The organism is Pantoea sp. DY-15 (assembly GCF_019795935.1).
Classification (GTDB): Bacteria; Pseudomonadota; Gammaproteobacteria; order Enterobacterales; family Enterobacteriaceae; genus Pantoea; species Pantoea leporis.
Map to the genome: position 1 here is coordinate 219,851 of NZ_JAIMIF010000005.1, position 14,591 is coordinate 234,441.

Consider the following 14,591-nt stretch of genomic DNA (forward strand, 5'->3'; position numbering starts at 1 on the left):
ACTACGCAATGTTAGACAAACTTCCCGCTATCGGCGTACAGGGCAACATGATGGCCGAGATGCAACGTATGCAGCTGCAGGCACAAACCAGCCCTATCGCGCCAGCCGGTCAAATGGCTTCGCTCAGCACCCCGAGTTTCACTGATGTGCTGAAGGGCGCCGTCGGCAGCGTTGACCGCCAGCAGCATGTCGCTTCGCAGAAGCAAACGGCCATCGATATGGGCCTGAGCGATGATTTGAGTGGCGCGATGATCGAAAGTCAGAAAGCCAGTGTGGCGTTCTCGGCGCTGATGCAGGTGCGTAACAAGCTGCAACAGGGCTTCGATGAAGTCATCAATAGCCCAATGTAAATGGAGTTGAGACGTGCTGGATAAATTACAAGCGCTGTTGCCTGCGAACCTGCAGGCGATAGTGAAAAAATGGCTGCTCCCTGCGGCGATTGCAGCGGTGATCACCGCAGTGATCGTGGCGCTGCTGTGGCAGAGCAATAACAAGTGGACCACGCTGTTCGGCACGCAGGAGAACCTGCCGATGTCCGAAGTAGTGGCCACGCTGAGCGGTGAAGGACTGAATTATCGCGTCGCGCCCGACAGCGGCATGGTGCTGGTGCGCGAAGATGATTTACCTAAGGCGCGTATGGCGCTGGCCGCGAAAGGCATCCGCGCAGCCACGCCAGATGGCTATGAGCTGATGGATAAAGAAGAGATGCTCGGCAGCAGCCAGTTCGTGCAGAACGTACGTCTGCGCCGCAGCATGGAAGGCGAACTGGCGCAGAGCATCATGGCGCTCGACAGCGTTGAGTTTGCCCGCGTGCATCTCGGCATTTCGGAAACCAGCTCGTTTGTCCTTTCCAATAAACCGAACAGCACCGCTTCCGTGGTTCTGCGCCTGAAATATGGTCGTCAACTCAGCGACGAACAGGTTGGCGCGGTGGTGAGCCTGGTGGCGAACAGCGTACCGGGCATGAAGGCCGAACTGGTAAGCGTGGTCGATCAAAAAGGCGCGCTGCTGTCGGCGAATATCGCTGACCAGCTAAATGGCCGCACCGGCCTGCGTAATAGCGGCGAGATGGTGCAGCAGATGCGTGAGCAGGTGGAACGCAACATTGCCAACCTGCTGGTGCCGGTGCTGGGACATGAAAACTTCCGCGTAAGCGTGGTGCCGCGCGTTGACTTCAGCCAGGTCGAAGAGACGCAGGAACGCTTCCTTAACGAACCGCGCGTGGCGAGTGAGCAGCTGGCGCAGGACAACACCACCGAGCAGCTGGCGGTCGGTATCCCGGGTTCGCTCAGCAACCGTCCGGCCAATGCACCCGCGCAAAACAACGCACAACCGCAGATGTCCTCGCGTAATCAGGCACAGCGCCAGTTCAACTGGGATCGCGATGTTCGCCATATTAAACATCAGGGCTATCAGGTGCAGAAACTGACCGTGGCCGTGGTGCTGAATCAAAACGCGGCGGTGGTGCAGGGCTGGACAGCGGATAACCAAACGCAAATCAACGCCTTGTTGACCAAAGCGGCTGGTATCGATAGCGAGCGCGGCGATGAATTGTCGCTGGCCTTGCTGGCCTTTAATCAGCCGGAAGTGCAGCCCGAAGAGGCGCTGCCGTGGTGGGAACGCGACAGCACGCTGCTGTGGGCGGAGCGCGGCGGCATTGGCCTGCTGGCACTGCTGGTGATTTTGTTTGGTCTGCTGCCGATGATGCGCCGCGTGGCGCGCCAACCGGCCGCTAGCGAGGTGTCTGAAGCCAGCGTCGCGCTGCCAGCAGCCGTGGCCGAAGCGGAAGAGGATACACCGGTATTGCCGGGCAACAGCTTTAACGGCGACGACAACTTACCGCCGCAGAGCTCGGGCCTCGAAACCAAAATTAATCATCTCCAAAACCTGGCGCAGAGCGAAACCGATCGCGTCGCCGAAGTGTTGAAACAATGGATCAGCAGCAATGAGCGAAGCAACAGAAAGTAAAAACAGCAAAAGCAGCGACCAGACCACCAAGGTGCGTTCGCGTCTTGAGCAGGCCGCCATCGTGCTGCTGAGCATCGGCGAAGAAGCCGCGGCGCAGGTGATGAGCAAGATGAGCCGTGAAGAAGTGCTGCGTCTGTCGGAAACCATGGCGCGCCTGCACGGCGTCAAGCTGACGCATGCCCGCCTGGCGATGAACAATTTTTTCCAGGAATACCGCGAACAGAGCGGCATTAACGGCGCGTCGCGCAGCTATCTGCGCAACATCCTTGAACGTGCGTTGGGCGGTGAAATCGCCCGCAGCGTCATTAACGGCATCTACGGCGATGAGATTCGTCATCGGATGGCGCGGTTGCAGTGGGTCGATACGCCGCAGCTGGCGGCGATGATCGCCCAGGAACATCTCCAGTTGCAGGCGGTCTTTCTCGCCTTCCTGCCGCCGGATGTCGCCGCTGGCGTGCTGGCGCAGCTCGACGAATCGCGTCAGGACGAAATTCTCTATCGCGTGGCGCGTCTTGATGACATCAACCGCGATGTGGTGGATGAGCTGGATCGCCTGATCGATCGCGGCGTGGCGGTGCTGTCCGAACACGGTTCGAAAGTGCAGGGCATGCGTCAGGCTGCCAACATCGTTAACCGCATCAGCGGCAATCAGCAGGCGCTACTGGCGCAGTTGGAGATGCGTGATGAAGCGGTGGTGGATGAGCTGAAAAGCGAAATGTACGAGTTCTTTATCCTCAGCCGCCAGAACAGCACGGTCCTTGGGCGTCTGCTGGAAGAGGTGCCAATGGATCAATGGGCGGTGGCGCTGAAAGGCACCGAGCCGATGTTGAGCCAGGCGATTTACGATGCCATGCCACGCCGTCAGGTGCAGCTGTTGCAGAACACCACTTCGCGCCTTGGTCCTGTGCCGATCAGCCGTATTGAGCAGGTGCGCAAAGAGATCATGACGCGCGTGCGTGAACTGGCGGAAAGCGGCGAGATCCAGATTCAGCTGTTTAGCGAACAAACGGTGGAGTAAGCGATGACCAGCAAACAGATGCGTTTGCATCAGTTTCCCCCGCTGCGCAAAGCCTGGCAGCGCACGGACGAATCCGGCGTGCCTGCCGATGCCGCCACGCTGCAACAGCAGCTGATGGATGGTTTTCAGCAGGGCATTAGCGATGGTTTTGCTCAGGGTTTAGAGCAGGGTAGCAGCCAGGGTTACGAGGAAGGCGTTGAGCGTGGGCGTACCGAAGGTAAGCAGCAGGGTTTTGATGCGGGCAAGCAGCAGGCGCTGGAGCACTTTCTAAGCGCTGGTGAGCCACTGGATGCGTTGAGCAGACAGTTGCAGCAGCAGCTGGATGAACATGAAGAGCGCCGTAAAAGCGAATTGTTAGCGCTGGTCGAGAAAGTGACGCGCCAGGTGATCCGCGTTGAGCTGGCGTTGCAGCCTTCACAGCTGCTGGCGCTGGTGGACGAAGCGCTGACCAGCTTGCCGGAGCGGCCAAAGCAGCTGCGTGTGTTGATGAATGCGGAAGAGTTCAGCCGTATCAAAGAGCTGGAGCCGAAGAAGGTAAAAAGCTGGGGCTTAGTTGCCGACAGCGAAATGGAGCCCGGCGAGTGCCGCATTGTTACCGATGCCAGCGAGATGGATATCGGCTGCAATCAACGTTTGAGCCAGTGCATGAGTGTGCTGCAGGAGAATTTGTAAGTGTCAGGCCGATCGCCATGAATGGCGACCCTACATCGACGCATTTATGCGCACCGGGCAGGCCGCACAAAAACTAACAGGATCCATCATGACGCAATCCTTCAACACCCTACTGCAATCGCTGGAAAACATCCCGCTGGCGCGTGTCGCCGGACGGCTGGTGCGCGTTAACGGCATTCTGCTGGAAAGCGTCGGTTGCCGCTTAGCCGTCGGCCAGCGCTGCAACGTCGAGCAGGCCGATGGCACGTTGCTGGCCGCGCAGGTGGTGGGATTCGATCGTGATGTCACCTGGCTGATGCCGTTCAAAAGCCCGGAAGGACTGATGGCTGGCGCCCGCGTTTTTCCCGAGGAAAAACAGAGCGACATCCTGATTGGCGAAAGCTGGCTCGGACGCGTGGTAAACGGCCTGGGCGAAGCGATCGACGGCAAAGGCAAGCTTGGCGGCGATGAGGTGCTGCCAACGCAGCCAACGCAAATCCATCCGCTGACGCGTAAAGCCGTGGTGGAACCGCTGGATGTCGGCGTCAACGCCATCAACGGTCTGCTGACCATCGGTAAAGGCCAGCGCGTCGGTTTAATGGCCGGTTCGGGCGTAGGTAAAAGCGTGCTGCTCGGCATGATCACCCGCAGCACCAATGCGCAGGTGGTGATCGTTGGTCTGATTGGCGAACGTGGCCGCGAAGTCAAAGAGTTTATCGACCACTCGCTCGGCCCGGCTGGCATGGCGAAATCGGTGGTGGTGGCTGCGCCGGCAGATGAATCGCCGCTGATGCGCATGAAAGCCACCGAGCTCTGCCACACGCTGGCGGCGTGGTATCGCGATGCCGGTTATGACGTGTTGCTGCTGGTGGATTCACTGACGCGTTACGCCATGGCGCAGCGCGAAATTGCGCTGTCACTCGGCGAACCGCCAGCCACCAAAGGCTATCCGCCTTCGGCGTTTGGCATCATTCCCAAGCTGGTGGAGAGCGCGGGTAACAGTGCCTCGAACGGCAGTATGACCGCCATTTACACCGTGCTGGCGGAAGGTGATGACCAGCAGGATCCGATCGTTGACTGCGCGCGTGCAGTGCTGGATGGCCACATTGTGTTGACGCGTGCGCTGGCCGAATCGGGCCACTATCCGGCGATCGATATCGGGCAAAGCATCAGCCGCTGCATGAGCCAAATCACCGACAAAGATCATCAGTTGGCAGCGCGTATGCTCAAGCAGCTGTATGCCGATTACATGGCGATCAAACCGCTGCTGCCGCTGGGCGGCTATGTTGCGGGCGTTGATGCGCAGGCCGATCGCGCGGTCCGCCTGCAGCCAGCAATTACCAGTTTCCTGTGCCAGACGGTGGATCAACCCGCCGCGCTGGCGCAATCCATTAATGACCTGCTGGCCCTGAGCCAGGCATAAGGCAAGGCATGATCAGAAAACAAAAAATGATCGCTACCCTGACGCAGCTGCGCGAAATGCGCGAGCGCAAAGTGAACGATCTCAGCAGCCAGCTGGCGCAGCAAAAGCAGCTGGTGCAGCGCTATCAAAATAATATTTCGGCGCTCAATCGTTTGGGTGGCGGCACCAGCACAGAAGGGGCGAATGCCACGCAGCTGACCAATCTGGCGCGTTATAAAACCAATATTCAGCGCGTGATTGATTGGCAGACGCAGGCGTCGGCACTGGCGGAAAAACAGCAGGATGAACTGCAAACCGAGCTGATCAGCCATGCGTGTCAGGAGAAAACCGTGTCGCTGGTGCTGGAGCAACAGCAGCAGGCGCTGGCACAGGCGCGTCAACAACAGCAGCAGAAACTCACTGATGCGCAGGCCATGCAGTGCTGGCTGCGCAATCGAGGAAAATTTGCATGAGCAACCCGCTGTTTAACCAATTGATGAGCAAACGTCAGCCGCTGAAAAGGGGCGAACTGCCGTTTATCAGCGTGGTGACGCCAACGTGGAACCGCCGCGAGTTTCTGCCTTATCTGCTCTATATGTTCCAGTATCAGGATTATCCGGCCGATCGCCGTGAACTGGTGATTCTGGATGATTCTCCAGAGAGCAACGCCGATCTGATTGCCTCGCTGACGCGCTACTCGCCGCATCCTGAGCTGATCCGCTATTACCATCTCAGCGAACGCATGACGATTGGCGCCAAGCGCAATCGGGTGAATGAACTGGCGCGCGGCGAATATATTGTTTGTATGGACGACGATGATTTTTATCGCGTCGATAAGCTCAGTTACACCATTAACGAAATGCGTCGCCATAACGCGTTATTTGCGGCCTGTAACGTGATCCCAATTTGGTACAGCCACATTAATCGCATCTTTATGACCAGCGATAATGGGAAGCGTAACGTGTTGAATGGCACTTTTGCCTATCACCGTAACTTCCTCAAAAAACATCGCTATGACGATCTTGCCACGCTAGCCGAAGAGGAAGGCTTCACCAATTACTTCACCGCACCGGTACTGCTACTGGATCCATGGCGCTCGATTCTTTGTGTGTCGCACAGCAGGAATACTTTCGATAAAGATTTTGTTCTTGCCTCCTGCGAAGCGCAGAGCTCCACGCTTGAAGAGGCGGTGCCCGATACCTTTGTTCGCAAATTTTATCAGCGACTGCATCAGGCACCGTTATCACAACAGCCGAACTGGGCCTTTTTCCATCGCGTGGTGCTGGTGGGCGACGATGCCAACATGGCAGCCGCGTTTAGCCAACGACTGCTGGATGCCGGCTTATCGCAGGCGCAGCTGGAACAGATTGAGTCTGTGGAGAACGATTCCCGCCTGACGCATTTGGCCGTGACGCAACGTGCCCAGCGCGAGCAGTGGCCAAACTATTTGCTGCTCGACAGCCGCCTCCATTGGGTGCGTCAGCAGCGTGGTATTGATGCACTTAATCGCCTGCTGCGCGCGCTTAACCACGTTGTATGGGATGGTTTTCATCTGGCCGCCGAACTTAATGAGGGCTGGATTCTCAGCCAGCTGGAAGGTGTTATCAGCCCCACCGTGCAATCGCTGCCGCATCTGGCCTGCTGTGTAAATCAGCAGGCGTATGCACCTTTAATCGAACGTTTACAGGATCAGCTGACAGCAGCTGGTTATCTCAATACTGCGGACCTGCGCTGGTTTGCCCTCTATCCCAGCATGTTCTTCCGCAGTGAAGATGATGATGGGCAGGCATGTACGGCGCGCTTTTTCCGTAAATTAGGTATCGTGCCGCAAGACGGTGCACAGGAGCAACCATGAATACCGCAAACAGTTATACCCCGGAATATGTGACTCGCCTGCAGGCGCAACCCTGGCAGTGCCGCTGCGCTGGCTGCAACGGTGAAAAACCGCTGCTGCAACTGCGCTGGCGTGAAGAGCAGCGTGCCAGTGCAGAGCTAAGCTGCGACAGCGCGGCATCCACCATTTTATTTGATGACGATGCTTTTGCCCTGCAGCATAGCTCTGCTGCGGCGCTGGATGCGCCGGCACTCTGCTCGCGCTTACAAATGCTCAACCAGCAGGCGATTTTCCTGCTGAGTAACGAGGAAGCGCCGCTGGCAGAGAAGCTTTATGCTGTGGGCGTGCTGCTGAGCAAATGCCAGCAATTGCAGCAAGCAGAAGACATTCTTCAGGTGGGGGAAGAGCTGCTGACGTTGATGAATAGCGGCCTATTGGCCGAGGCTTTTCTTGCATTACCGGCTATTGATGCGTATCCATTGGCTGCGCTACGTCAGCTGGCGCAGGTAGAAATCGATGCTAACCTCGATCCGCTTACTGGTATGACGCTGGTAATGAAATTAAATGAATTAGCCATGCTGAGTGATGCACAGTTGTTACCGCTGCTGGCGGAGCTGCGTGAAGATGTGCAATTACAAAGCTTTATGCAGCAGAAGACGACTATGTGGCGCAACTATCTGCTGTGGCATGCTTATCACGGTGTATTCCCCGGCACTTCCGATGCGCAGTGGGAAACGGCGTTTTTACTGCTGTGCCAGCGGGTATTCGGCATGCAGGTAATCTTAGGCCTGTTATTGGCTGAACAGTGTGAGCTGGATAATGCGGCATTGGCAGCGCTGTTTGCTGCGTGGGAGCGTCAGACTTTGCCAGCGCTGAGCGAAGATAATGCGCTGTTAATCGGTTTGTCACTGCTGAAGTAAATGAAGCGGCCGTCATCACTTTTCCAGGTGCGCATGAATGCGCACCCTACGAAAACCCAGCAGGTCGCCTTTCATGGCGACCGATTTGCACAAATTACCCGTAGGGTCGCCATTTATGGCGATCGGTTCAGGTTCTCTGCAGCGGAAAACAAAAAAGTCGCCAGTTTGGCGACTTTTTTATACAACAAGCGGGATGTTATCGTTGATACAGGAAGTTCTGCTGCCCTTGTCCGGTCAGAGAATTCAGCGTTTCCTGCTGCATCGACAGCAATAATCCATTGCGTTCGTTCATCTGCTGGCAGGCCAATGCGCTCAGTTCCAGCATGCGCCACCAGCTTTCCGCTTGCTGTGCCAGCGCGACAGGCAAGTACGGCATAAGCTGGCTGATGCCACGGCTATCGGAAGCCAGTTTCAACGCCTGCAAGGTTTCGCTGCGGCGTTGGGCCGAACCGTGTAACTGCTGATATATAGACAGCAACTGCTCATTCACTGACTGCAGATGTATGGCATCACAGGCGATCATCGCTTCACGTTGTTGCTGCAGCAGCGCCGTCAGCGCATCGTAGTGCTGCGTGTCTTGTTTGATATCGCGCAGTAGCGTTTTTACCCGTTCTGCAGTGGTGTTCATGAGCGATAGAAGTCCATCATGGCTTGCGCCAGCGTGTCGGTATCCACCTGCAAACGGCCTGATTTTACGGCGTCCTGCATGGCGCTCACAAAGGTAGCATCAACGTCGGGCATCTCACGCAATTGCTGCTGTGCGGCTTGCATTGGGCCTTGCTCGGTTTTGTTGTTGCGCGCTGCGGCATGTTCATTTTTATGCGCAGCAGGTGCATCATTCAGCGATGTAGTCACTGATTGAGTCACTGGCGTGATGCCAGCTTCATTACGGGTGATTTTCATAGTCATCTGTCTCGGGTCGATTACGGCATATCCCAGCACAACGACACCGGCTTGCGGAAACTTAAATTCCGCTTTTAGGGAGCCCCCGGTGCCACCAGCATTCTTACTACGCCACGCTCATCAACACGTGCGCTCACCACGCGTTGGCTTTGCAGATTGCGCACCTTAATGATGTCGCCTTTACGGCCTTTCTTCAGCGCTTCGCCCATCATCTTAGCTTGCACGCCATCCTGTTCGGCAATCATCACAATCTGCTGACCACGTTCGATCAATACCGGCTGATCGAGATGGGCCGGTGCGATCGCCTGCAACTCACGCACGCGTTTCTTCAGTGTAAAACCGACTGCATCGTCGGGGTTGGTAAGGAAGCCGTCGCGCAGCCCCACAATATTACGCTTCTTCATTTCCACGTCGCTGGCAGCCAGCTGTTTGCCGCGATCCAGCATATTTTTCGCCACCAGAATCGGCAGGTAGACATCCGGTTTCACCGTCACGGCGATTTCCCAGCCGTTGGCACCGTCGCAGCGAATGTCATAACGCAGACGCGCCAAATCCATGCGGTCGCCCGCCGGTAATGCCGAGGTTAAGGGACGCGGGCAGCGCTGAAAACGGCTCACTTCAGTAGGAATAAAGACATTGAGTTTGCTGCTGAAATCTTTCCAGCCTTTCTGTTTGGCAATGCGCTGGATATCGGCGGTCGCGTTGGCGACGGCCTGATTGTAGATCTGCTTACGTGCGGTTTGCGCTTCAGGTGCGGCCAAAATGGGTGTTGAAAAAATCAGCAGGCTGAGCGGGATTAGACGGAAAAATAACTTCCTGGTGTAACACAGTGTGTTCATGAATATCTCACCAAATCAATAGATTAATAAGTTGGCACGCTGTTTGCTTTAAAGCGTGTGAATCGCAACTGATGAGGAACACCAAGTGGGGATAAGTTTTGACAAAGCGCTGGGGATGCATCCCGCCGCACTACAGCTTCGACTTTCGCGAGCAGAACTGTTAACGGCTAACCTGGCAAATGTGGATACCCCGAATTACCAGGCTAAAGATATTGATTTTGCCGCAGAGATGCAACGTTCAATGTTGAAAAATTCGTTCACTTCTTCGCCAGAAATTCAGTATCGCGTGCCGTATCAACCATCGTCCGATGGCAACACTGTGGCGCTGGACGTTGAGCAGGCCGAGTTCTCGAAAAACTCGCTGGATTACCAAACCAGCCTGCAATTTCTCAGCAGCAAATTTATCGGCCTGAAGCAGGCCATTGAAGGGAAATAATTTTGTCTTTCAACGACATTTATCGCGTTTCGGGTTCAGCGATGACGGCACAAACCGTCCGCCTGAACACCATCGCCAGTAACCTGGCGAACGCGGAATCACCGGCAGCAAGCGAAGCTGCAACTTACAAGGCGCGCCGTCCGGTGTTTGCCGCCATCTATCAGAACAGCAAGCTGATGGATGCACCTGCTTTGGCGGGTGCGCGCGTGCAGGTACTGGATGTGGTGGAAACCGGCAGTGCGGTGCGCCGCTACGAGCCAGGCAATCCATTAGCCAACGCACAGGGGCATGTCTTCTATCCCGATATCAATACGGTAGAAGAGATGGCCGACATGATGTCCGCTTCCCGCAATTTTGAAACCAACGTGGAAGTGCTGAACAGTGTGAAAAGCATGCAGCAAAGCCTGCTGCGTCTGGGAGAAGCTTAAGTATGAGCGTGAATAACGTAAACAATAGCGGCGCGGGCGTGGATACCTATGGGCAGACTCCGCAAAGCAACGGCGGCACCAGCAGCATGTTTCTGACATTGCTGGTGGCGCAGATCCAGAACCAGGATCCCACCAATCCCACCGACAGCGCGGAGTACATCAATCAGTTGTCGATGATGTCGCAGATGGAATCGATGCAGACGCTCACCGACACCATGACCGGCGTCTATTACATGGCCGAAAGCATGCAGGCGATGGGGATGGCGAATCTGGTAGGCCAGCAGGTATATGCCAGCAGCAACAGCATCAAGCTGGAAGGCAACAACATTGATGGACGTATCAATCTGCAGCATCCGGCGGAAAACGTCACGCTGCACATCAAGGACAGCGCGGGTAAAGAGACCAAGCTCGAGCTGGGTAAGCAGCCACAAGGCGATGTCAATTTTACTATCGATCCCGCCGCGCTTGGTCTTGCCGATGGCGAGTACACCCTGAGCGTAGTCACCGATGTGGGTGAAGCCAACATCCCGATTGAGATCGCGGGCATCGTGAACAGTGTGCGTTTCGATCCGCAGACGGGTGCACCGATGATCAATATTCCTGGCCTCGGCGAAGTGGCTTACAACACCCTTCGTCAGTTTGGCAGTAGTAAAAATCCGGCGCCTACGCCGCTCCCTTCTCCTGACGTGAATGCTTTACGTCGCTTTTCCTAAGGATTTTTTTCATGAGCTTTAATATTGCAACCTCTGGCCTGAATGCGGTTACCAAACAGCTGAGCGCCATCAGTAACAACATCGCCAACGGTGGCACCGTGGGTTACAAATCGATGCGTGCTGAGTTCTCCTCTCTTTATGCTGGTGGCCAGGCCATGGGCGTCGGTGTCAATAGCATTTCCCAAAGCATCACCCAAAACGGCGGCCTCAATGGAACAGGACGTAGCCTTGATTTGGCGATCTCTGGTAACGGCTTCTTTATGACTCGTGACAGCAGCGGCAACCTCAGCTACACCCGCGATGGCACCACTGAAACGGACAGCCAGGGCTATCTTTCCTCTAAAGGCAAGCGCCTGCAGGGGTATCCGGTGGATGCCAGCGGACAGTTACAAACGGGCGTGATTGGCGACCTGAGAATTTCTGCAGGCAGCATTCCCGCAAAGGCCACCGACAGCATGGGCTTTACTGGCAACCTGAATGCCAATTCTGAAGTGCCCTCCGTTACGACATTCAATAAAGATGACAGTAAAAGCTATAACAACACCTACACCAGCAAAATTTACGACTCCCTTGGCCGTGAACACACCCTGGAGCAGTACTTCGTCAAAACCGCCGAAAACAAATGGGAAGCGCACTACTTTGTCGATGGCAAAGCCGCCACGCCTGCTTCACAGGCGCTGGAGTTCAGCAATAATGGGGTACTGACGTCACCGACCAGTGCGACAAACATTACCGCGACAATTCCAGGCGCAGCTGACCTTGCAATTGCATTGGATTACGCGGGAACCAGCCAGTATGGCTCGGAGTTTAATGTATCTAAAAATAGCCCGAACGGTTATGCAGCCGGTGAGAAAAACGGTGAGAGCATTGATGACGATGGCAAAGTCTATGCCACCTACAGCAACGGCGAGCGCATGCTGCAAGGCCAACTGGTGCTGGCCAACTTCGCTAATCCTAATGGTCTAAGCTCCGAAGATGGCACGGCATGGTCTGCAAATAATCAGTCCGGCCAGGCGATTCTTGGCGTTCCGAAAAGTGGCTTAAACGGCTTTATTAAATCTGCGGCGCTGGAAGGTTCGAACGTCGATATGACAGAACAGCTGGTTGGATTGATGAGCGCGCAGCGTAACTATCAGGCAAACACCAAAGTCATCTCGACCAATGATTCGATGATGAACGCCCTGTTCCAGGCGCTGTAATTATGGATCGCATGATTTATACCGCCGTCAGCGGCGCCAATCGCAGCCTGACGCAGCAGATGATTCACTCCAACAACCTCGCGAATGCCAATACCGAAGGATTTCGTGCCGATCTCGAACGTGCCACCACGCAAGCCGTGGCGGGTGGTGGCTACAACAGCCGTCATCAGGTGCGCAGCGAGAGCGGCGGCATCAACATGGCGCATGGCGCACTGCAGGAAACCGGTCGTGAGCTGGATATCGGCATCAAAGGCGATGGCCTGATTGCGGTGCGTGAAGGGCGTCGAGAGCTTTACACCCGCAATGGCCACATTGACATCGATGATATGGGCAACCTGTCGATCGGCGGCAAACCGCTGATCGGTGAAAACGGGCCGATTCAGCTGCCACCGTTTTCGCAGGTCGCGATTGGCGATGACGGCACCATCACCATCATTCCAGAAGATGGCAACGTGGCGGCGGCGATGGATGTCGAGCGCATCAAGCTGGTGGACATTCCCGCCAATCAGCTACGTAAAAGCAACGACGGCTGGCTGACGGCTAACCGCCTTGCCGCGCCGCGTAGCGAAGATGTGCAGCTGGCGAGCCAGCATCTGGAAGGCAGTAATGTCTCGGCGGTGAATGAGATGGTGCAAACCCTTTCGCTCAGCCGTCAATTTGAAGCGCAAATCAAAATGATGAAAGCCGCAGAAACCCTCGTGCAGGCAGGCAATCGCCTGATCCGCGGCAGCTAACAGGAAGCGAAGAAATGAATCCAGCTCTTTGGGTCAGTAAAACCGGTCTGGCGGCGCAGGACGCCAAAATGGCCGCCATCTCCAACAACCTGGCGAACGTTGATACCACCGGCTTCAAACGCGATCGCGTGGTGTTTGAAGATCTGTTCTATCAAACGCAGCGTGCGCCGGGCACCCAGTTGAACCAGAACAACCAGACGCCAACCGGCATTCAGTTCGGTAGCGGTGTGAAGATCCTCGGTACGCAGAAGCAGTTCACCCAGGGCGCGATGAAAAACACCCAGCAGGAGCTGGATGTGGCGATTGCCGGCCAGGGCTTTTTCCAGGTAGAAACCGCTGAGGGCGACATCGCTTATACCCGCTCAGGCAACCTGAAAATCAGCGCAGATGGCGTGATGACCAACGCGCAGGGCTTGCCGTTGATTCCACAGATTGAGCTGCCGGAAGGCACCAAAAATCTCACCATCGGTAAGGACGGTACCGTCAGCGCCACCGTGGCGGGCGAAACCGATCCGGTTGAACTCGGCCAAATCACCCTGGTGAATTTCGTGAATCCAGCCGGGCTGGAAGCAACCGGCAGCAACCTGTATCGCGAAACCGCCGCCAGCGGTGAAGCGGTAGAAGGCGTACCGGGCGAAGAAGCCTTTGGCCAGCTGGAACAAGGCTCGCTGGAAGGTTCCAACGTGCAAGTGGTGGAAGAGATGGTTGACATGATCACCGTGCAACGCGCTTACGAGATGAACGCCAAAATGGTGTCGGCTGCCGATGACATGCTGAAGTTCGTCACGCAGCAGATGTAATTTTTTTTTGGGCGGAAGGTGTTCTTCCGCCCACCTTGCAAGGCCATAACAACAATGACACTGACAAAAAAACTCACCGGCGGTTTCTTACTCACCGCCGCACTGCTGCTGACCGGCTGTGAAAGTCCGGCGCTGCTGGTGCAAAAAGATGACGCCGCCTATGCGCCGCCAGAGGATCTGGCACAGCCAGATACGCGCGTTAGCGGTGGTGGACTCTACAACACCCAATATCAATGGTCGCTGATGCAGGATCGTCGTGCTTATCGCGTGGGCGACATCCTCACCGTGCGCCTTGATGAATCGACGCAGTCGAGCAAACAGGCGCGCACCAACTTCGGCAAAAAGAACGATGTCGAGCTCGGCGTACCGTCGGCGATGGGCAAAACCTTTGATGATTTAAGCGGCTCAATTAAGGGCAGCCGTAACTTCAACGGTAACGCCACCTCGGCGCAGCAGAACATGTTGCGCGGATCGATTTCCGTTGCGGTGCATAAAGTGCTGCCGAATGGCGTGCTGGCGATTCGCGGCGAGAAGTGGTTAACGCTCAATCAGGGCGATGAGTACATGCGCGTAACCGGCCTTGTGCGGGCCGATGACATTGAACGCGATAACAGTATTTCATCCCAGCGCATTGCCAATGCGCGTATCTCCTATGCCGGGCGCGGTGCGCTCAGTGATGCCAATTCAGCGGGTTGGCTCACACGCTTCTTCAACCATCCGCTGTTCCCGATTTAAGGTGAAGAACA

Annotated in this window: 18 protein-coding genes; 15 read left to right on the top strand and 3 right to left on the bottom strand. The window is 56.0% G+C overall.

Going from position 1 to position 14,591, the window contains the following annotated elements:
* The first annotated feature begins 8 nt into the window (after positions 1-8).
* From K5Y32_RS18790 to K5Y32_RS18825, 8 genes are all read left to right on the top strand, one after another.
* Positions 9-350: a flagellar hook-basal body complex protein FliE gene (locus tag K5Y32_RS18790; protein ID WP_176971773.1), complete on the top strand. Its 342-nt coding sequence runs from the start codon at positions 9-11 to the stop codon at positions 348-350.
* A 13-nt stretch (positions 351-363) separates the two neighbouring features.
* The gene (fliF, locus tag K5Y32_RS18795; RefSeq protein ID WP_222185419.1) at positions 364-1,968 is read left to right on the top strand and encodes a flagellar basal-body MS-ring/collar protein FliF; all 1,605 of its coding nucleotides are present in this window, start codon (positions 364-366) and stop codon (positions 1,966-1,968) included.
* Positions 1,946-2,986, top strand: coding sequence for a flagellar motor switch protein FliG (locus tag K5Y32_RS18800; RefSeq protein WP_222185420.1), 1,041 nt, complete (start codon positions 1,946-1,948; stop codon positions 2,984-2,986). The genes fliF and K5Y32_RS18800 overlap by 23 nt, the downstream gene beginning before the upstream one ends.
* A 3-nt stretch (positions 2,987-2,989) precedes the next feature.
* Positions 2,990-3,658 carry a flagellar assembly protein FliH gene (gene fliH / locus K5Y32_RS18805; protein WP_222185421.1) on the top strand — a complete coding sequence of 223 codons (669 nt, stop codon included), beginning with the start codon at positions 2,990-2,992 and terminating at the stop codon, positions 3,656-3,658.
* 88 nt (positions 3,659-3,746) lie between these two features.
* Positions 3,747-5,060: a flagellar protein export ATPase FliI gene (fliI, locus tag K5Y32_RS18810; protein ID WP_222185422.1), complete on the top strand. Its 1,314-nt coding sequence runs from the start codon at positions 3,747-3,749 to the stop codon at positions 5,058-5,060.
* 8 nt (positions 5,061-5,068) lie between these two features.
* Positions 5,069-5,512, top strand: a complete 444-nt coding sequence (gene fliJ / locus K5Y32_RS18815) for a flagellar export protein FliJ (protein WP_222185423.1) — start codon at positions 5,069-5,071, stop codon at positions 5,510-5,512.
* Complete coding sequence (locus tag K5Y32_RS18820; RefSeq protein WP_222185424.1) at positions 5,509-6,894, top strand: glycosyltransferase family 2 protein; 1,386 nt, start codon at positions 5,509-5,511, stop codon at positions 6,892-6,894. The genes fliJ and K5Y32_RS18820 overlap by 4 nt, the downstream gene beginning before the upstream one ends.
* Complete coding sequence (locus K5Y32_RS18825; protein WP_222185425.1) at positions 6,891-7,793, top strand: hypothetical protein; 903 nt, start codon at positions 6,891-6,893, stop codon at positions 7,791-7,793. The genes K5Y32_RS18820 and K5Y32_RS18825 overlap by 4 nt, the downstream gene beginning before the upstream one ends.
* A gap of 196 nt (positions 7,794-7,989) precedes the next feature.
* On the opposite strand, the gene K5Y32_RS18830 is transcribed toward K5Y32_RS18825, so the two are convergent.
* From K5Y32_RS18830 to flgA, 3 genes are all read right to left on the bottom strand, one after another.
* Positions 7,990-8,421, bottom strand: coding sequence for a flagellar protein FlgN (locus K5Y32_RS18830; RefSeq protein ID WP_222185426.1), 432 nt, complete (start codon positions 8,419-8,421; stop codon positions 7,990-7,992).
* Positions 8,418-8,702 (bottom strand): flagellar biosynthesis anti-sigma factor FlgM, encoded by a 285-nt coding sequence (gene flgM / locus K5Y32_RS18835; protein ID WP_222185427.1) that lies wholly within the window; start codon positions 8,700-8,702, stop codon positions 8,418-8,420. The genes K5Y32_RS18830 and flgM overlap by 4 nt, the downstream gene beginning before the upstream one ends.
* Positions 8,703-8,770: 68 nt before the next feature.
* The gene (flgA, locus tag K5Y32_RS18840) at positions 8,771-9,535 is read right to left on the bottom strand and encodes a flagellar basal body P-ring formation chaperone FlgA (protein WP_222185428.1); all 765 of its coding nucleotides are present in this window, start codon (positions 9,533-9,535) and stop codon (positions 8,771-8,773) included.
* An 85-nt stretch (positions 9,536-9,620) separates the two neighbouring features.
* On the opposite strand from flgA, the gene K5Y32_RS18845 reads away from it, so the two are divergent.
* Genes K5Y32_RS18845 through flgH form a run of 7 tightly spaced genes read left to right on the top strand, consistent with a single transcriptional unit; the run spans position 9,621 to position 14,580 of the window.
* Positions 9,621-9,971, top strand: coding sequence for a flagellar basal body protein (locus K5Y32_RS18845; RefSeq protein WP_222185429.1), 351 nt, complete (start codon positions 9,621-9,623; stop codon positions 9,969-9,971).
* A 2-nt stretch (positions 9,972-9,973) separates the two neighbouring features.
* Entirely contained in the window at positions 9,974-10,399 is a 426-nt protein-coding gene (gene flgC, locus K5Y32_RS18850) for a flagellar basal body rod protein FlgC (protein WP_222185430.1), read from the top strand.
* Positions 10,400-10,401: 2 nt separating this feature from the next.
* Positions 10,402-11,112: a flagellar hook capping FlgD N-terminal domain-containing protein gene (locus tag K5Y32_RS18855; protein WP_222185431.1), complete on the top strand. Its 711-nt coding sequence runs from the start codon at positions 10,402-10,404 to the stop codon at positions 11,110-11,112.
* An 11-nt stretch (positions 11,113-11,123) separates the two neighbouring features.
* Positions 11,124-12,311 (top strand): flagellar hook protein FlgE, encoded by a 1,188-nt coding sequence (gene flgE, locus K5Y32_RS18860; protein ID WP_222185432.1) that lies wholly within the window; start codon positions 11,124-11,126, stop codon positions 12,309-12,311.
* A gap of 2 nt (positions 12,312-12,313) precedes the next feature.
* Complete coding sequence (locus K5Y32_RS18865; protein WP_222185433.1) at positions 12,314-13,045, top strand: flagellar basal body rod protein FlgF; 732 nt, start codon at positions 12,314-12,316, stop codon at positions 13,043-13,045.
* Between the two features lie 14 nt (positions 13,046-13,059).
* Positions 13,060-13,845, top strand: coding sequence for a flagellar basal-body rod protein FlgG (gene flgG / locus K5Y32_RS18870; RefSeq protein ID WP_222185434.1), 786 nt, complete (start codon positions 13,060-13,062; stop codon positions 13,843-13,845).
* A gap of 54 nt (positions 13,846-13,899) precedes the next feature.
* A complete protein-coding gene (gene flgH, locus K5Y32_RS18875) occupies positions 13,900-14,580 on the top strand; it encodes a flagellar basal body L-ring protein FlgH (RefSeq protein WP_222185435.1) in 681 nt (226 codons plus the stop codon).
* Positions 14,581-14,591: the final 11 nt, after the last annotated feature.

Bases quoted from the DNA above. Each gene is read 5' to 3' on its own strand.
- flgE (WP_222185432.1), top strand. From the start codon at position 11,124: ATGAGCTTTAATATTGCAACCTCTGGCCTGAATGCGGTTACCAAACAG.
- fliH (WP_222185421.1), top strand. From the start codon at position 2,990: ATGACCAGCAAACAGATGCGTTTGCATCAGTTTCCCCCGCTGCGCAAA.
- K5Y32_RS18855 (WP_222185431.1), top strand. From the start codon at position 10,402: ATGAGCGTGAATAACGTAAACAATAGCGGCGCGGGCGTGGATACCTAT.
- fliJ (WP_222185423.1), top strand. From the start codon at position 5,069: ATGATCAGAAAACAAAAAATGATCGCTACCCTGACGCAGCTGCGCGAA.
- flgH (WP_222185435.1), top strand. From the start codon at position 13,900: ATGACACTGACAAAAAAACTCACCGGCGGTTTCTTACTCACCGCCGCA.
- K5Y32_RS18865 (WP_222185433.1), top strand. From the start codon at position 12,314: ATGGATCGCATGATTTATACCGCCGTCAGCGGCGCCAATCGCAGCCTG.
- K5Y32_RS18800 (WP_222185420.1), top strand. From the start codon at position 1,946: ATGAGCGAAGCAACAGAAAGTAAAAACAGCAAAAGCAGCGACCAGACC.
- K5Y32_RS18820 (WP_222185424.1), top strand. From the start codon at position 5,509: ATGAGCAACCCGCTGTTTAACCAATTGATGAGCAAACGTCAGCCGCTG.
- flgM (WP_222185427.1), bottom strand. From the start codon at position 8,702: ATGACTATGAAAATCACCCGTAATGAAGCTGGCATCACGCCAGTGACT.
- K5Y32_RS18790 (WP_176971773.1), top strand. From the start codon at position 9: ATGTTAGACAAACTTCCCGCTATCGGCGTACAGGGCAACATGATGGCC.
- fliI (WP_222185422.1), top strand. From the start codon at position 3,747: ATGACGCAATCCTTCAACACCCTACTGCAATCGCTGGAAAACATCCCG.
- K5Y32_RS18830 (WP_222185426.1), bottom strand. From the start codon at position 8,421: ATGAACACCACTGCAGAACGGGTAAAAACGCTACTGCGCGATATCAAA.
- K5Y32_RS18825 (WP_222185425.1), top strand. From the start codon at position 6,891: ATGAATACCGCAAACAGTTATACCCCGGAATATGTGACTCGCCTGCAG.
- flgA (WP_222185428.1), bottom strand. From the start codon at position 9,535: ATGAACACACTGTGTTACACCAGGAAGTTATTTTTCCGTCTAATCCCG.
- flgG (WP_222185434.1), top strand. From the start codon at position 13,060: ATGAATCCAGCTCTTTGGGTCAGTAAAACCGGTCTGGCGGCGCAGGAC.